The sequence below is a fragment of the Formosa agariphila KMM 3901 genome (assembly GCF_000723205.1).
In the GTDB taxonomy this organism is placed as follows: Bacteria; Bacteroidota; Bacteroidia; order Flavobacteriales; family Flavobacteriaceae; genus Formosa; species Formosa agariphila.
This window is the reverse complement of record NZ_HG315671.1, coordinates 2,637,270-2,656,706: the sequence shown is the minus strand read 5'-3', so window position 1 is coordinate 2,656,706 and position 19,437 is coordinate 2,637,270. Positions and strand designations below refer to the sequence as shown.

Below are 19,437 nucleotides of genomic sequence, written 5' to 3'. Positions count from 1 at the left end.
TTTTATAATGCTTTGCTATATGATGTTTTATGGCTAACCACGGTAAAACAGGATAGAAATATAAACGGATAATTTTATTTTTAAAACATACAAAGAGTTCAAGATAAAATGTCAAAAAAACTTTTGTTTAATTGTTGCGTTGCTTCACATGGCTATTCTCAAAGAGAGGTATTAATTTAACCTATTACCTACAATGGAAGCTATTATGACTATATGCGCTTTTTAAATAAAATTAACAATATGTTTTAGATGTAAAAATGGTAAAAGATTATGCATAATTAAATCACTTATCTGTTTAACGATAATTATAGAACACACAAAATTAAGATGAAATACAATAAACTTTTATTTTCCCTTTTACTATTAGCCGTTTTTTGTTTCTCATGTAAGGAGGAACAAAAGTTACAAACATCATTAGATTTTGACAAGGTTTTGCTTAATGCCAAAAGTAACCCCATTGCAATTGAAAGTGAATCCCCGCTTTTTTCATGGATTATAAAAGCTGAAGGATTTGGTAAATCGCAATCTGCATATCATATATTAGTGGCTTCAAGTTTAGATAAACTAGATGAAACTCATGCAGATGTTTGGAATTCTAATAAAGTAGAAAGTTCAAAATCAACTTTTGTAAAATATGAAGGAAAAGAGTTAAAAGCAGCAACTAGATATTATTGGAAAGTTAAGGTTTGGGATAAGTCTAATCAAGAATCTAATTGGTCGGAACCACAATATTTTCAAATGGGGTTACTGGACGAAAGTAATTGGGGAGAAGCTAAATGGATTACTTTAACTAATGATACTAGAACTTCAGAATATCGGTTTCGAGAATACAAGACTGGACGTATGGAACAACCAATCCAAGTTGATGGTTTTGCTGCTAGTTATTTTAGAAATAAAATCAACCTTAATAAGGAAGTCGATAATGCACAAGTTTACATTTGTGGTTTAGGTTATTACGAATTCTTTTTAAATGGAGAAAAAGTGGGTGATCATGTCTTGGATCCTGCACCTTCTAATTACGATAAACAAGCGTATTATGTGAATTACGACATTACAGAACAGTTAAATTCTGGTGAAAATGCCTTAGGAATTATATTGGGAAATGGGTTTTACGGACAAAATATTTCTTGGAAAAATGATCCGGAATCAGATCGAGATTTAGCGTATGGACCACCAACAGTTCGGGTTTTATTAAAGCTAAAATATAAAGATGGAACTGAATCAGAGTTTTTTTCAGATGAAACTTGGAAGGAGTCAACAGGACCTATTGTTTTTAATAATATTTATGGTGGTGATACTTATGATGCCAGATTTGAATTAGGTGATTGGACAAGTACTAATTATGATGATAGTTCTTGGGGGTTTGCCAAAGAAACGGCTCCAGAAATAAAGAACATAAGTGCACAACAAATTCCAGCAATAAAAAAACTACAAGATTATGAGCCTCAAAATGTATTTAAGGGTTCTGATGGAGAATGGATAGTTGATTTCGGACAAAACATTGCTGGTTGGGTAAAACTTAATGTAAGTGAAAAAGAAGGACAGTTAATTGAAGTCATCACCACCGAAGCATTATTAACCAACGGTAGAGACATTTTTCCAGGATCTACAGGAGGTGGCGCCAATGGGATGGCACAAATTTATCAGTACATCTGCAAAGGAGATGGTCAAGAATCTTGGGAACCAAAATTCAGTTATCACGGATTTAGGTATGCTAAGATTAAAGGTGTTTCTACAAAACCAGATGCAGATATGATTAAGGCGGTTTTGGTCGCTACCGATATTCAGGAAACGGGTAGCTTTGAGTGTTCCGATGATTTATTCAACAAGATGCATAATATTAGTAAATGGACTATTGTTGATAATGTTCATGGTATTCCTGAAGATTGCCCGCATCGCGAAAAATGTGGTTGGTTGGGTGATGCCCACGCTTTTTGTGAATATGCACTATATAATTACGACATGTACGATTTCTATAAAAAGTATATGGAAGATATCCGCACACAGATGCTCCCTACTAAAGGGCATAACAATCCGGAGCTAAAATTTCAAGTGCCTACCATGATTGCGCCAGGAAAACGTACTTCTTCTTACGCAAAAATAGATTGGGGTGTTGCCACCATGTATTTGCCTTGGTACAACTATTTATATTACGGCGACGATGCTATCGTAAATGAGTACTACCCAGAAATGAAAGATTTAACCAACTTTTACCTCAATTTTAAAGGTGAAAATGGCATTATGCAAGATGGTATGGGCGATTGGTGTCCGCCACGTTGGGATAGAAGAACCAACCCAGAAGCTATGGAATGTGATCCAATAATTTCAGCTAACGCTTACTTCTATGATGTATTAGGCATTATGGAAACCTTTGCAAAAATGAATAACGATGGTGCATTTCAATCGGAAATGAAAGCCGAAAAAGAAGCCTTAAAAGACGCCTTTAATAAAGCTTTTTTAGTTGAAATTCCAAATACGGATTTCAAGTGGTATCAAAGTCAAACCGCCACAGTTCAGGCTTTACAATTTGGTATGGTTCCAGAGGAAGAAATCGAAAACGTGGTAAATGGTTTGGAGTATGATATTGTAGAAGTTAAAGGTGGTCATCATTCTACAGGTATTCATGGTAACCGATACATATATACTGTATTGTCTAAATATGGAAAAGCCGATTTGGCTTATAGGATTTTAACAACGCCAGATTTTCCTAGTCAAACTTATATCATGAACTCTGGTTTTACCACATGGCCAGAACGCCAATTTGAATGGGAAACCATGGAAGGGCCAACCAATTCTTTAAATCACCCTATGCACAGTGGGTTTTCGGCTTACTTCTTCGAATCTTTAGGGGGCATTAAATCAAGTACAAAGGAAGCAGGATATAAGCAATTTATTGTGAACCCAGAATTTCCAAGTCAAATTACCCAAACTAAAGTTAGCGTACCAACACCTTACGGGGACATTAAAAACGATTGGAGCTTTGAAGAAGGCAAATTATCGATGACCTTAGAAATACCTTTTAACACTGAAGCTAATTTAGTTTTAAATCAAGCGGAATTAGAATCTTTAATCATTAATGGAAAGACATTTCAAAATTTACAAAAAAACACTAAATCTGTAACCTTACAGGGCTCAAATGTCATTTTGGGTTCTGGTAAGTATAAAATTCTATACAATAAAAGATAAATGAAAAAGATAATGTATTTAAATGCTTGTAGAGCACTCACTTTAATTTCAGTTTTAAGCCTTTTAGCTTGCAATTCAGAGCCCGAAAAAAAACAAGCGACACCTTCAAAAGAAATAGCCAAAGCGCAAACAGGAAGCTGGGGAGACCAAGGTGATGGCACTTATATAAACCCCATTTTAAATGCCGATTATCCAGATTCTGATATTGAGCAAGTGGGAGATACCTATTATATGATTACATCCAAACAACATATGTCACCTGGAATGCCCATTTTAGAGTCTAAGGACATGGTAAACTGGACAAACGTAGGGCATGTGTTTAATAGTTTGTCTTGGGCACCAGAATACAATTGGGATCGAATGAATGGTTATTCTTTTGGTACTTGGGCGGGTGATTTAGCCTATCATGAAGGTACGTGGTACTGCTATCAAATAGATTATCAGCATGGTTTAATGGTTGCTACTTCTAAAGATATAAAAGGGCCATGGAGTAAACCTATTATGATGCTTCCAAAGTCGGAAGTATTAGACGATCCGGCTGTATTTTGGGATGAAGATACGCATAAGGCTTATATAATAATTAACACAGCAGGGAAACAAAAGGAGGCTAGTAATACTATTGAGGGGAATGAAAATAGAATTTACGAAATGAGCTGGGACGGCACCAAAATTCTTGATGAAGGAAAATTGGTATATACAGGTATGGGAGCAGAAGCGGCTAAAATTTATAAAATTGATGGCACTTGGTATATCTTTTTAGCACAATGGACCATGGGAGATATGTCGACCAAACCAGGCGTTAAAAATCCTAAAAACGATAGAAAACAGATTGTGTTGCGTTCAAAAGAAAGTATTTATGGACCTTATGAGGTTAAAACCGTCCTTGAAAAAGGTACCGTCTTTAATAACCGCAGTGCAAGTCAAGGTGCTTTAATGCAGGCTCCAGATAATTCATGGTGGTATATGCATCAACTCATTCAGAATGATGATATCCCTTTTCAAGGACGTCCACAGTGTTTAGAACCTGTAACTTGGGTAGACGGTTGGCCTATTATTGGTGTAGACGAAGATAACGATGGTATTGGCGAACCTGTAAAGACGTATAAAAAACCAATTGATGGTTATCCTGTTACCGCACCACGAACAGATGACGATTTTTCATCACCTAAATTAGGATTTCAGTGGGAGTGGAATCATAATCCGAGAAATACACATTGGTCGTTAACCGAGCGTCCAGGGTGGTTACGCTTAAAGGCTAGTAAGGTATTGCCAAACGAGAAAGGCTACGGACCAAATATTAATGAGTGGACAAACAATGATGGCTCCGATTCCGATTTTTGGAGAGCCAATAATACTTTAAGTCAGCGTATTATGGGCATCACCACAGGAACTGCTGTAGCTAAGTTTGATGTGTCCGGAATGAAACCACACCAATTGGCAGGGTTTGTTCGGTATGGCGGGGTATTTAATTTATTGGGTGTTGAGGTTGATGAACACGGAAAGAAACATTTGTTTTATATGGAACCGATGGGAGAAAAAACTGTAGGACCCGAAATAACAGTTAACGATTTGTATATCCGAACTTCAAATCGTAGTAATCAAGCTATATATGAATACAGTTTTGATGGCAAAAATTTTAAACGGTTTGGGCCAACGTTTACTATAGCTTTCGGAAAGTGGACTGGCGACCGGTTAGGGCTCTTCTCATGGAACGACAAAGAAGATGCAGGGTATATTGATGTTGATTGGTTTACCTATGATTATGACGGGCCAAAGGCCGCTAATCAATAAAATACTAATACTTTATTAGAATTTGTTTTGGAAGAAAAGTATCGAGAGTCAATACTCTCGATATTTTTTTTAATAGTTATGGTATTGATAGTTCTGAGTTTAAAGTTGTTAAAAATAATATATTATCAATTATAAGGTGTAATTGTTGAATAATTTTTATTGAACAGGGTAAAACAGGATAGTATTGTTAGTCTGAACGTATTTCTTTACGATAACTAATTAATACAATTAAAACTATGAATTCTAAAATTAAATTGTTTTGTCGGTTTAATAAAACTTGTTTAGTAGTGATGCTTCTCATGTTTTGTTATTCGTCTTTACATGCTCAAATAATTTCTGGTACGGTCTCAGCCGAGGGCCAAGTACTACCAGGGGCAGCTGTAATTATAAAAGGGTCAACTAAAGGAACTAGTACCGATTTTGATGGCTATTATACTATTGAAGCACAGGCATCAGATGTTCTTGTTTTCTCTTATGTGGGCTATGCTAATAAAGAAGTTACAGTGGGTACCAATACTCAAATAGATGTTGCTCTAGAGGCAGATAACACGCTTGATGAAGTGGTAGTAATTGGGTATGGAACACAAAGAAAATCAGATTTAACCGGATCTGTTTCTAGTGTGAGTGCCGAAGATGTAAATGTAAACCCTGTATCTAGAGTAGATCAAGCTTTACAAGGAAGAGCTGCCGGGGTGCAAGTCACTCAAACTAGTGGAGCGCCAGGAGCGGCATCTGTGATTAGGGTTAGAGGAGGAAATTCTATAACAGGTAGCAATGAACCATTATGGGTTATTGATGGTATTGTGGTAGGAACTAATTTCAATTTAAATAATATTAATAGTAATGATATTAAATCAATTGAGATTTTAAAAGATGCGTCTTCTATTGCTATTTATGGTTCTAGAGGGGCAAATGGTGTAGTGTTAGTAACCACAAAAACTGGAACAGGAGCAGGGTCTAGTAAACCAGAGGTTAGTGCTAATATTTATACAAGTATGCAAATGGTGCCAGAATTACCTAAAATGTTGTCTCAGGCAGAACAAATTGCGTATACCAATGAAAGTGCTGCGTTTCGTGGAGCTGCGATTCCTTTTCCAAACGACCCTTCTACGTATCCAAATAACGATTGGTTCGATTTATTATTAGGACCAGCACCCATTTATAATGCAGATGTATCTATAACCGGTGCAAGCGAAAATGTAAGTTATTATACCTCTTTAAATTATTTTAATCAAGAAGGTATTGTTAAAACTTCAGGTATAGAGAAGTATATTTTTAGGTCTAATTTAGATATAAGGTTAAGCGACAAATTAAAAACAGGGTTTAGAGTGAACTATTCATATATCGACCAACAAAATGGACTTGTAGGATATGGAAATGCTATTGCAACCTTGCCTACTCAACCTATCTATAATGAAGATGGATCTTATAATGGTTTCGATGAGGTTGTAGGATCGCCTTGGTCTAACCCTATAGCGAACATGGCTTTAAATACTAATGAAACGTTTAGAAATAATTTTTTAGGGTCGTTTTACATCGATTATAGTCCATCAGAAAAATGGATTATTCGTTCAACCTTTAGTCCAGATTTTGACAATTCTAAACAAAATCGATTTACCTCTAGTCAAAGTCCAAATCTATTATATCTAGGTGAGGGTGGAAATGCAAGTGTAAGAACAGTAAATACTAAAGGATGGAATAATGAAAACACCATACAATACCAATCTGAAATTGGAGAAAATCATAGAATAACTGCTTTAGGAGGGGCCTCTTTTCAGAAGGTGTCTACAGAAATTGTAGAATCTGAAGCATTTGGTATTACTAACGATGCAACAGGATTTAACAACTTAAGTAATTCCGATCCTACTAGAAATATACTAACTAGTGATTATAGTGGGTTTCAGATTGCATCGTTTTTCGGCCGTTTAAATTATGCTTATAAAGATAAATACTTACTTACTCTAGTAGGAAGAACCGATGGGAGTTCGGTATTTTCAGACGATAATAAATATGAGTTCTATCCATCTATAGCCGCCGCATGGAAAATCTCTGAAGAAGGTTTTATGCAAAACCAAGAAACCTTTGGCGAACTTAAATTAAGAGCGAGTTATGGTAAATCGGGTAACCAAGCAATCGATCCCTACAGAACTAAAGGATTATTAGTAGAAGCGAATACAACTTTAAATGGAATTCAGCAAACAGGTTTAACTTTAGGAAGACCTTCTAATCCTAATCTAACGTGGGAAACTACAAATTCACTAGACATTGCTTTAGAAGCTTCTATGTTTAACGGAAGAGTATTTGCCGAATTAAATTATTACTATAAAAAAACCAACGATTTACTGTTAGATGTTACTATTCCTAAACAAACAGGATTTAATAGTCAGCTTCAAAATGTAGGATCGTTAGAAAATAAAGGATGGGAATTTAGTTTAAATACTACCAATGTTCGTACCGATAATTTTAATTGGAAATCAACTTTAATGTTGTCATCAAACAAAAATAAAATTTTAGATCTGGGTGGCGTAGACTTTATCGATCTTGTTGTAGACGAACTCCTAGGATCAGGTAATACTCGTTTAATAGTAGGAGAGTCGGTTCCTGTATTTACAGGAGTAAAGTTTTTAGGAACTTGGAAAAGCCAAGAAGAAATTGATGCCTCTGGTTTAAGAGATCCACAGGTTGTAGGAGGTGCAAAATATCATGACGAAAATGGAGATGGTATCATTTCTACAGACGATGCCGTGGTTTTAGGAAGTCCTTTACCAGATCTTATCTTCGGTTTTGAAAATACTTTAAGTTATAAGAATCTTGATTTTTCGTTTTATTTTCAAGGAACTCAGGGTAACGAAGTCTACAACTTAAGAATGCGAAATCATTATTTTAATCGTGGTGAGTTTACAAAATTCGCAGAAGTTGCAGATCGCTGGACCCCAGAAAACCCTACTTCAGATATTCCAAGAGCAGGAGGAGATTCGGTAACAGGAACACCGCCTAACTCTGCTTATGTTGAAGACGGATCTCATATACGACTTAAAACAGTGAGATTAGCTTATAATATGCCAGTAGATAAAATGGGAATGGATGGGGTTAAAAATGCCACAGTGTATTTAACAGGAACTAATTTATTACTGTGGTCTGATTTCAGATTAATCGATCCTGAAGGTAGTAATTTCGGACGAAATGGTATTGGGAATATCGCTCAAGGATACAACGACGGATCTTACCCAAATCCTAGAACGATTACACTTGGTTTAAACGTAACATTTTAAAACAACAGAAAATGAAAATTCAAAATATAATAGTATATGTCTTCTTAATATTTTCATGCTTTAGCTGTGAAGAATTTTTAGAAGAAGATCCAAGAGCTTTAATTGCTCCAGAAACGTTTTATCAGTCAGAATCCGATGTGCGTCAAGCAGTTGTAGGATTGTATAGTATTTTAAAAAATAACTCTATTTATGGTCAACTAGGCTTAGACCTATTTTATGATAATGGTGCCGATATTATAGAGCCCAACCGTTCTACCAATGTTGTAGAACCTTTAGGTAACTATTCTTTAAATGAAGCGATAGCAGATGTTTCAGTTCAAAAAATGAGTGTTTCAGACACTTGGAAAGATTTGTATAGAGTTATCTATAATGCCAATATTATTTTAGATAATGTAGACGGTAACGATGCCATTTCTGAAGAAGCACAAATTGATATTATGGCTGAAGTTAAGTTTATTCGTGCCTTATGTTATTGGCATATTGTTAATCTGTGGGGAGATGCTCCATTTTATACAGAGCCTTTAGTACTAGAGGAAATCAGGGTGTTAGGTAGAACAGATGAAGATACCATATTAAGTACAGTGGTATCAGATTTACAATATGCTCAAGTGCATTTAGCTTCTGTATACCCAGAAGAAGACCGAGGTCGAGCTTCTAAATGGGCGGCAGCAATAGTTGAAGCGAAAATTCATATGCAAGAGCAAAACTGGCAAGCTGGTTTAAATAAATGCATGGAAATTATTAGTCAATCACCACATAGTTTATTAGGTAATTATGCAGATGTATTCAATCCAAATAACGAATATAATTCTGAAATTATCTGGTCCTTAGATTTTGCGAAAGATATTCGCGGACAGTTTGAAGAAGGAACTTTAGGAGCAGATGGTAGTTTTCCTAGCGTATTTGGTAATGGAAATTGGAGACCAAGTATGTTTGCACCACGACTAAGAGATGAACCAAAAAACTCTAGTGAAAGAAATGCCTTGGCAGCAGCACTACAAGCTAATGGAGAGGCTTTTAACGGGACAGGATTACAAGTGGCATCTAAAGATTTTGCAGGAAAATTTCCAAGAAATGACTATAGAAGAGCTTTAAATATTGTAGATAATTATTTGGGGTTCGACTTAAATTTTCCTTATATGGCTAAAATTTGGAATTTAGATGTAGACAATTCTCCACGTTTTAATCATAGCGATAACAGAATTGTGTTTCGTTTAGCCGATGTTTATTTAATGGCGGCAGAGTGTGAAAATGAGTTAAACGGTCCAGCCAACGCCTTCCAATATATTAATAAAGTTAGGGAACGTGCTTTTGCAACTCAGACAGAATGGGAACTTAAAGGCTTAGACCAACAAGGATTTAGAGAAGCTATTTACGATGAAAGAAAATGGGAGCTTGCAGGCGAATGTCACAGAAGATACGATTTAATTAGATGGGGAATTTTGTTAGATGTGGTTCAGGATTTGGAATACCGGTTCTGGACTCCTAATACCAATATCAGACCATATCATGTTAAATTACCAATTCCATTACAAGAATTACAGGTAAATCCTGTGCTATTAGAATCAGATGCAACTAACAATGGGTATAGGTAATTAGCATACAATTTTGAATTAGTCAGTTACATTAGGGTTAAAATAATTATTATGTTTTAGCCTTAATGTTTCTTTATTTAATCGAGTTAATACTAATTGATTAATTGTAATCAAGAGATACTATTTTAAAGTTTTAATTTATACAGACATCAGTTAATGATACTTGTTTATACGGTTGTTATAACAGGAATCTTTGCAATTAAAATTGTTCCGGATTTACGGAATTTTGAATACTAAAAAGAAAAATTTATGAAAAAATTATGGCTAATGGGGCTTTTATTAGCTTCATTTTTTACAACAGTAGCACAAAATAATGCGCAAACAAAATCTAATTCTGATGAAGAAATAGATAAAAAGGTAGCCACATTAATAAGTCAAATGACTTTAGACGAAAAGATTGCAGAAATGACGCAGGATGCTCCGGCCAATGAGCGATTGGGAATACCTAGTATGAAATATGGAGAAGCATTACACGGATTATGGCTAGTACTTGATTATTACGGTAACACAACTGTTTACCCACAAGCAGTAGCTGCTGCCTCAACTTGGGAGCCCGAATTAATTAAGAAAATGGCATCGCAAACAGCACGTGAGGCGCGTGCTTTGGGGGTTACACATTGTTATTCTCCTAATTTAGATGTTTACGCTGGAGATGCGCGTTATGGTCGGGTTGAAGAATCTTATGGTGAAGATCCTTATCTGGTGTCGCGAATGGGGGTAGCCTTTATTGAAGGTTTACAGGGTACAGGTGAAGAACAATTTGATGAAAACCATGTCATTGCAACGGCAAAACATTTTGTGGGATATCCAGAAAATCGACGTGGTATAAATGGAGGATTTAGCGACATGTCCGAACGTCGTTTGCGCGAGGTATATCTTCCGCCTTTCGAGGCAGCAGTAAAAGAAGCAGGCGTAGGTTCTGTTATGCCAGGACACCAAGATTTTAATGGAGTCCCTTGTCATATGAATACCTGGTTGTTAAAAGATATTTTAAGGGATGAATTAGGTTTTGATGGTTTTATTGTGTCTGATAATAATGATGTAGGACGATTGGAAACGATGCATTTTATTGCTGAAAATAGAACCGAAGCAGCTATTTTAGGATTAAAAGCAGGGGTAGATATGGATTTAGTTATAGGGAAGAACGTTGAATTGGCAACATATCATACCAATATTTTGAAGGATACCATTTTGAAAAACCCAGCATTGATGAAATACATAGATCAAGCTACATCGCGTATTTTAACCGCAAAATATAAATTGGGTTTGTTTGATGCGAAACCCAAAAAAATCGATACAGAAACTGTTGAAACAGGGACCGATGAGCATCGCGAATTTGCATTAGAACTTGCGGAAAAATCTATTATTATGCTTAAAAATGATAATAATCTCTTACCACTTGATGTATCAAAAATAAAATCTTTGGCCGTTATTGGTCCTAATGCTCACGAAGAACGCCCTAAAAAGGGAACCTATAAACTTTTGGGTGGCTATTCTGGTTTACCCCCATATTATGTTTCAGTTTTAGATGGTTTAAAGAAAAAAGTAGGGGAACATGTAAAAATAAATTACGCTAAAGGTTGCGATATTGATAGTTTCTCAAAAGAAGGATTCCCTGAAGCTATTTCTGCAGCAAAAAATTCCGACGCGGTTGTTTTAGTTGTAGGGAGCTCTCATAAAACCTGCGGTGAAGGTGGCGATCGTGCCGATCTTGATTTATATGGTGTTCAAAAAGAGTTAGTAGAAGCCATTCATAAAACTGGAAAACCTGTTATTGTTGTGCTTATTAATGGTCGTCCATTGAGTATAAATTACATAGCTGAAAATATACCATCTATACTAGAAACCTGGTATGGCGGCATGAGAGCTGGTGATGCTGTAGCCAATGTCATTTTTGGAGATGTAAACCCAGGAGGTAAATTAACGATGTCTTTTCCGCGTGATGTAGGACAGGTACCAGTAACCTATTTGGAGCGTCCAGACTTTATAGGTTCTGGAAAAGGGCAGTATCGATTTAGTGATAAAACACCATTATTTCCATTTGGATTTGGTTTAAGTTATACCACTTTTAAATACGGAACCCCTAAGCTAGACAACACAAGTATAGCCGCTAATGGGACTACCACGGTTTCTGTAGAAGTTACCAATACAGGGAAAGTTACAGGAGACGAAGTGGTGCAAATGTATGTGCGCGATGATTATGCTTCCGTTGGGCGTTACCTTAAAATGCTGAAAGGATTTAAGCGTATAACTTTAAAACCGGGTGAAACTAAAACCGTTAGTTTTAAATTAGGTTTTGATGAACTAAATATTTTGAATCAAGATTTGAAGAAGGTTGTAGAACCTGGAACGTTTACTATTTCGGTAGGAGCGTCCTCTAAAGCTGATGATTTAAAAACAGTGTCGTTAACTGTAAAATAATAGTCTCATGAAAAAAAGCAAAGCTTCAGCATTACTATGGTTATTTTCTTTAGTCGGTTTTATGTTGCATGCACAGACCTTTAATTTAAACCAGCCCATGGTTGCTCAAAATGTTATTTTTGAAGAAAAGGATGGTCTAGTAGCTGTAGAGGCAGAGTATTTTTATAAGCAAACGCATACAGACCTTAGAGAATGGTACCGAACAACAAAAGATAGTGTTGCTGTTGTAGGCCGCGATGAAGATGCTAATCATTACTTAAACGCGAGTAACAGTAGTTATATAGAAGTTTTGCCAGACACTCGCGTAACGCATTCCGACCAATTAGTACGCGGTGTAAATTTTTCAAATAAGCCTGGTCAATTAGCAGTAGTGAGCTATAAGATTAAATTCAATTCTCCTGGTCGCTATTATGTATGGGTACGTGCCTTGAGTACCGGTAGTGAAGATAATGGGCTTCATGTGGGGTTAAACGGTACTTGGCCAGAACACGGGCAGCGTATGCAATGGTGCGACGGTAAAAAGTATTGGATGTGGGAAAGCAAGCAGCGGACTAAAGATGAGCATTGTGGTGTGCCGCACGCTATTTATTTAGATGTGCCCAAGGCAGGCATACACGAGGTACAATTCAGTATGCGGGAAGATGGTTTTGAGTTCGATAAGTTTGTATTAACAACAAATAGCAATTATGTGCCTATTGATAAAGGTCCTAATATGACATTGGCAGATGGCAATTTACCTTCGTCCTATAAGTCAAAATCAGAACCTTCCTATTTTAATACCATTGCTAGAAAACTTCCGGAAAATAAATTTATTGCTTCACAGGAATTTCCTATTGATGGAACTAATTTTTACAAAAACGGTAAAAATTGGTTGGCGATAAATCCTGAACAATACAAACAGGCCAAAATATCAACACTATTTGATTTTGAAAGTGGGACCTATGATGTCATATATGTTGGTGTTGGTGAAAATGATGGACGTTCTACCTTTCGGATTGTTATAAACAATAAGGAATTAGGAACGTATCAGCCGCCATTAACTCAGATGTTATGGGAAGAAGGTAAAGCATTCAATGGGTTTTGGAAGAATGTAAAACTTAATAAGGGAGATACCATTACCGTTGAAGTCCAAGTGGCTTCAGATGGTAACGAATGGACGCGCGGACGTTGGGCAGGAATTGTTTTTGCTCCAGTTGGTCAGGGATACGTCGTACAAGAGTCACCATCAACCTATATTTTTGAAAAATAAAGATAATATATTGAGAAATGAATAAATTAGTTTTAGTAATCCTTGTCTTGTGTACAACGGCTTGGGCCACGGCTCAGCCAGTAATTAAACCACCAAAAGGAAGAATCGCTATAATTGCTGACGGGAATTCTCCAGATCCAGATGATTTAGGAGGTACAGCGATTTCTTTAGCGTTACTTCGGGCTACAAGCTTAGAAAGTAGATTGGTGCATTATTCACATAGTTGTGATTTGGTTCGTGTAAATCGCATTTCGGAAGCAGCTGAATACGAAAGACATGCCATGATGCAAACAGCCTGCGACGGCACAGCTAGACGCTGGGGTGGTTTTGAAAATTTAACCTTTTTTGATGCTAAATGGCAACTTGACGAAACTATAAAAGATTTAAGTAAAGCCATAAATGCATCTTCAGCAGAGGATCCGCTATGGATTATTGAAGCTGGCGAACCAGACATTATCGGGTTTGCATTAGCAGCTTCGGAAAAAGAGAAACATCAATATGTAAAGGTGGTAACGCATCACCCCGCTAACGACGATGCTGGCGATTTCTACACTTGGCAAAGTATTCTCGATTTTGGAGTGGAGGAAGTACGCATACCCGATCAAAATATCAATTTAAAAGTTGATGAATCAGAATGGGATTGGGCAAAAAATCATTCAGACGATCGCATGAAATTTGTTTGGCTCATGGGGAAAATGGCCGAGGTTGATGATGTGGTAAAATTTCAAAAAGGAAAGTGGGATTGTTCGGATGCTGGAATGGTGTTATATTGGATAACAGGTGCTACTAATGGCGGTGTAAAACAAGGTTCCGTTACACAAGTTAAAACAATTTTAGAAGGTTTTTTGTCTCAAAACAACAATTAAAATATTGAAGTTACTAAAACGAATTACAAGTAGAAACTTATTATAAAATTGGAATTAATACGGTATACATTATGGAAAGATTAGCATTTAAAATGAAGCTAAATAAAGGTCAAAAACAAGCTTATAAAGAACGTCATGACCAATTATGGCCAGAGTTAAAACAATTGTTAAAAGACAACGGGGTTAGCGAGTATTCTATTTTTATAGATGAAGAAACCAATACCTTATTTGCTTTTCAGAAAGTGTCTGGGCATGGGGGGTCACAAGATTTAGCAAACAATGAAATCGTTAAAAAATGGTGGGATTTTATGGCTGATATTATGCAAGTTAATCCAGATAATTCACCAGTGTCAATTCCTTTAGAAGAAGTATTTTATATGGAATAAGAATAAAAGGGCATGTTTCAAGCCTAGTATCATGCTTTGCTATAGATTGTTTATAGTATCATACCCCTACAAAGCAGTATAGTTATAAGGGAATAGCTATATATATTTAGCTGTTAAATTATAAAATAAAGCTTTATTTAAATGAATAAATAACGCCTGAAACTTTCTTCTTTATATACAAAAGGGAGTGGTGACATTATTATTCAGATTAAATAATTGTGTTCCTGTATTTTAATTGTAATGGTTCTTATGTTTAGGTACAAATAGGTTTTAACCTTAAGTTATTACCTAACTAAACTAAATCGAAACGATTAGAGAATAGTTTCAGAAATATAAAAAAACAATCATAAAAAGGTAATAAATGATACTTCATAAATCTGTTTTCAAAAGTTACATATATGTATTAACATATTTTGTTTTTTTTAGCGTGATGTCTTGCGAAAATTCTTCTGTTTTACAAGAGGCAAAACACTTAACCATTTCCGAAGGCTTTAAAAATCCACTAGGTTTTTACGATGCTAAACCTACATTTTCTTGGGAATTACCCGTTGTAGAAGGCGTAATTAGCCAGTCGGCTTACCAGATTGTGGTAGCTAGTAGTCCAGATTTATTGCCAAACAATCCCGATTTATGGGATTCCAATAAGCAGTCTTCTTCGCAATCTGTATGGATAAACTACGAGGGTAAACCACTAGTGTCACGTCAAAAAGTATTTTGGCAGGTAAAATATTGGAACCAGGATGATAAGGCTTCAAATTGGAGTCCAGTTCAAAATTTTGAATTAGGCTTATTAAATAACAGCGATTGGAAAGCTAAATGGATTGGATTACCTACCAAGGAAGAAGGCGTTCTAGGAAGTCAGGATAACATTATTCACAGACCACAATATTTAAGAAAAGTCTTCGAGTTGTCTAACGATGTGGCTAATGCCAGATTATATATTACGGCAAAAGGTGTGTTTGATGTGGCTATCAATGGAGAAGATGTAAGCGATGACGTGATGCCTCCAGGGTATACACCTTATAAAAAGAGAATAGAAACCATCACTTATGATGTTACCGATTTAATAGAGTCTGGACAAAATACTATTGGTGTTGAAGTTGCCGCAGGATGGCATTCAGGTCGTTTAGGTTGGATGAAATCCTACTGGAGCGATACCGAATCACCTAAGATATTATGTCAGCTAGAAGTAACCATGAAAGATGGTTCCAAAGCATCCATCATTTCAGATGATACTTGGAAAGCCACAACCCAAGGCCCGATACGAATCTCAGAAATTTATGATGGTGAAACCTATGATGCTCATTTAGAAATGCCTCATTGGACTACCAATAGTTTTGATGATAAAAATTGGAAAGCAGTACAAGCGTTCCCAGTAACATCAACTATTAAATTAGAACCAAAACGTCATACTACCGTTAAATCTAAAATAGTTTTAGAGTCGAAGGAAATTATATTAAAAGCAGATGCAGCCATATTCGATTTGCAACAAAATATGGTTGGTGTGCCATTATTAAAAGTACCGATGAAAATGGGGGATACTTTAAAAATTCGTTTTGCAGAAATGTTATCGCCAGACGGGACTTTTTATACAGACAATTATAGAAGTGCGCAATCTACAGACTACTATATAGCCGCTAAAGAAGGCACAATAGAATGGATGCCAAAGTTTACATTCCATGGTTTTAGGTATGTAGAGTTAAGCGGGTTTGATGCTTCTAAAACACCTTCTAAAAATTGGGTTAAGGGAGTGGTGCAGTATTCTAATTTTAATGAAAATGGCAGCTTCACATCGTCTCACGAGAAGTTAAATCAGTTGCAAAGTAACATTGTTTGGGGATTAAGAGGCAACTTTTTTGATATTCCTACTGATTGTCCGCAACGCGACGAACGTATGGGATGGACGGGCGATGCGCAAGTTTTCGGACCAACATCGATGTTTAATGCCGATGTTTATAAGTTTTGGGCCAGTTGGATGCAAAGTGTACGTGAATCGCAATATGATAACGGAGGCATTCCATTTGTAGTTCCAGATGTGTTACACAATGGAAAAGTAAGTTCTGGTTGGGGCGATGTCTGTACTATAATTCCTTGGAAAATATATTACAGAACAGGTGATGTTGGCATTTTAGAAGAAAATTACGATATGATGAAAAAATGGGTAGCCCATCATCAAGCGACATCAAAAGACTTCATTTCTCATATGAATTCTTTTGCCGATTGGTTGCAACCTTACCCAGAAAATGGAAATAATAAAGGGGATACTTCGCATAGTTTAATTGGTACCGCTTTCTTTGCGCATTCCGCAAAATTAACCGCAAAAACGGCCGAGGTTCTTGGAAAAAAAGAGGAACAAGCTACATATGAAGCTTTATACAAATCGGTAGCAAAAGCCTTCGAAAATGCGTTTTTTAAAAATGGTAAAGTAAAAGATGTTACCGCAACCCAAACCTCTTATTTGTTAGCCTTGGCTTTCGATTTATTATCTGAAGAAAATAAAGAAAACGCAAAACAGCAGCTGTTAGAAAAAATTAGCGAAGCCGATAATCATTTGCGTACGGGCTTTTTAGGAACTCCATTACTATCGGAGGTATTAGATGAAACGGGAGAAATAGACCTAATGTATAAGCTATTATTTAATGAAACCTATCCGTCTTGGTTTTATTCCATTAATCAAGGCGCAACCACGATTTGGGAACGTTGGAACAGTTATAGTAAAGCAGAAGGTTTTAACCCGATGAAGATGAATAGCTTAAACCATTATGCTTATGGCGCTATTGGCGAATGGATGTACGAGCGCATTACAGGAATTGCACCTTTACAAGCAGGTTATAAAATCATCAGCATCGCACCAATACCAAAGGCACCGTTAACATCAGCATCAGCAACTTTAAATACGCCTTATGGAGAAGTAGCATCTTCTTGGGAAATAAAAAATGAAACCTTGTTTTTAGAAGTTGTTGTGCCTCCAAACACGACTGCCGAAATTGAAATTCCAACAGATAATTCAGAATCGTTGAAGGTCGATAATGAGAATTTTACTAATGGTAAGAATCTGAAATTAATCAAAAACGAAAAACGAAAAATTAAAATTTTAGCTCAACCGGGTACCTATGAATTTCAAGCAAAATATAGTTTATAAAAAAATGGCTATTTCTATGAAAATAACAGCGATACGTCCAATAGCATTGGTAATAAGTTTTACGCTGCTTAGCTGCAAGGACAAAGTGAAAACGGTTGAACAGCAAGACGAACCAACAAAACCAAATATAGTATATATCCTTACAGACCAATGGCGCGGCGCGGCACTTGGATATGCAGGAGACCCTAATGTGAAAACGCCACATTTGGATGCTTTGGCAAAAGAAGCCGTTAATTTTACTAATGCGGTTTCGGTAACCCCTGTTTGTACACCACATCGGGCATCGTTACTAACAGGCAAGTATCCTATTACAACAGGTATGTTTTTAAACGATTTGTATTTGCCGTCAGAAGAATTATGTATGGCTGAGATTTTTAAAGCCGAAGGGTATAATACAGCGTATTGGGGGAAATGGCATCTTGACGGACACAGACGTTCTGCTTATACACCAAAAGAAAGACGCCAAGGATTCGACTACTGGAAAGCTTTGGAGTGTTCTCACGATTATAATAAAATGCCTTATTATGATAACGATAATCCTGAAGTTAAATATTGGGGTAAGTATTCGCCTTTCGCTATTGTAGAGGATGCTAATACCTATCTAGAAAAACAGGCAAAAGATGATACACCGTTTTTAGCTGTTGTGTCCATAGCAACACCGCATTTTCCACATGGCTCTGCGCCTCAGAAGTATAAAGATATGTATTCCCCAGAATCACTGATACTTAATCCTAATGTAAGTCCGAAATTTGAAGCACGCAGTCGCGAAGAGTTACAAGGGTATTATGCTCATGCCACGGCAACAGACGAGGCCATAGGCTTATTGTTAAAACAGATGGATGCTTTAGGTTTAAATGAAAATACGATAGTGGTATTTTCTTCAGATCATGGTGAAATGATGGGCGCAAATGATGTTAGACCCTTTCAAAAACAAGTCGCTTGGGATGAATCTATACGTGTTCCGTTTTTAATAAAATATCCCGGAATAGATAAACAAAAGGGCGTTACAGTAAATGCTCCTATAAATACACCTGATATATTACCGTCTCTTTTAGGTTTATCTAATATCAAAATTCCAGACGGTATAGAAGGTGAAGATTTATCTGAATTAATTAAAAATCCAGACCCTGAAGCAGACCGAGAAGCTTTGGTAATGAATGTGGCGCCTTTTGCTGGCGGATATCCAAATTTGCCATACAGAGCTATAAGAACAAAACAATATACTTATGCGAGAACCACAGAAGGGCCAAGTATGTTTTTTGACAATGTAGCCGATCCATATCAACAGAATAATTTATTGGGTAAACCTGAGTTTGAAACTCTTCAGAATGAATTAGACGCTAAGCTAAATAAGAAATTGGCCGAATTGGGAGATGAGTTTAAATCTAGAGACTATTATTTAAAGAAATACAATTATGTATTTGGTAAAAATAAACCTGCCATTCCGTATTGGGAATTCAACAATGGCAAGGGGGAAGTACAGTCTCCAATCCCTGTTACTCAATAAATAAAACAACATGTTTAGCAAA

The 19,437-nt window shown here is 36.3% G+C and carries 10 protein-coding genes; all 10 read left to right on the top strand.

Annotated features, from left to right (window positions below):
- Nucleotides 1-327: 327 nt before the first annotated feature.
- The 10 genes from BN863_RS11050 to BN863_RS11005 all read left to right on the top strand — a co-directional run bounded on the left by BN863_RS11050 (nt 328) and on the right by BN863_RS11005 (nt 19,415).
- Nucleotides 328-3,186 carry an alpha-L-rhamnosidase gene (locus tag BN863_RS11050; RefSeq protein WP_038530525.1) on the top strand — a complete coding sequence of 953 codons (2,859 nt, stop codon included), beginning with the start codon at nt 328-330 and terminating at the stop codon, nt 3,184-3,186.
- Nucleotides 3,187-4,977 carry a glycoside hydrolase family 43 protein gene (locus tag BN863_RS11045; RefSeq protein ID WP_038530523.1) on the top strand — a complete coding sequence of 597 codons (1,791 nt, stop codon included), beginning with the start codon at nt 3,187-3,189 and terminating at the stop codon, nt 4,975-4,977. It begins immediately after the preceding gene.
- Between the two features lie 236 nt (nt 4,978-5,213).
- Nucleotides 5,214-8,249, top strand: a complete 3,036-nt coding sequence (locus BN863_RS11040) for a SusC/RagA family TonB-linked outer membrane protein (RefSeq protein ID WP_148304605.1) — start codon at nt 5,214-5,216, stop codon at nt 8,247-8,249.
- Nucleotides 8,250-8,260: 11 nt separating this feature from the next.
- Nucleotides 8,261-9,844 carry a RagB/SusD family nutrient uptake outer membrane protein gene (locus BN863_RS11035; RefSeq protein ID WP_038530518.1) on the top strand — a complete coding sequence of 528 codons (1,584 nt, stop codon included), beginning with the start codon at nt 8,261-8,263 and terminating at the stop codon, nt 9,842-9,844.
- A 249-nt stretch (nt 9,845-10,093) separates the two neighbouring features.
- Nucleotides 10,094-12,265, top strand: a complete 2,172-nt coding sequence (locus tag BN863_RS11030; protein WP_038530516.1) for a beta-xylosidase — start codon at nt 10,094-10,096, stop codon at nt 12,263-12,265.
- 7 nt (nt 12,266-12,272) lie between these two features.
- The gene (locus BN863_RS18645) at nt 12,273-13,514 is read left to right on the top strand and encodes a hypothetical protein (protein ID WP_193363881.1); all 1,242 of its coding nucleotides are present in this window, start codon (nt 12,273-12,275) and stop codon (nt 13,512-13,514) included.
- Nucleotides 13,515-13,531: 17 nt separating this feature from the next.
- The gene (locus tag BN863_RS11020) at nt 13,532-14,380 is read left to right on the top strand and encodes a hypothetical protein (protein ID WP_197539158.1); all 849 of its coding nucleotides are present in this window, start codon (nt 13,532-13,534) and stop codon (nt 14,378-14,380) included.
- 71 nt (nt 14,381-14,451) lie between these two features.
- Complete coding sequence (gene rhaM, locus BN863_RS11015) at nt 14,452-14,766, top strand: L-rhamnose mutarotase (RefSeq protein ID WP_038530514.1); 315 nt, start codon at nt 14,452-14,454, stop codon at nt 14,764-14,766.
- A gap of 361 nt (nt 14,767-15,127) precedes the next feature.
- Nucleotides 15,128-17,908: an alpha-L-rhamnosidase gene (locus BN863_RS11010; protein WP_038530512.1), complete on the top strand. Its 2,781-nt coding sequence runs from the start codon at nt 15,128-15,130 to the stop codon at nt 17,906-17,908.
- On the top strand, nt 17,880-19,415 hold the full coding sequence (locus BN863_RS11005) for a sulfatase family protein (protein ID WP_051774714.1): 1,536 nt from the start codon (nt 17,880-17,882) through the stop codon (nt 19,413-19,415). Before BN863_RS11010 ends, BN863_RS11005 begins: the two co-directional genes overlap by 29 nt.
- The last annotated feature ends 22 nt before the right edge of the window (nt 19,416-19,437 follow it).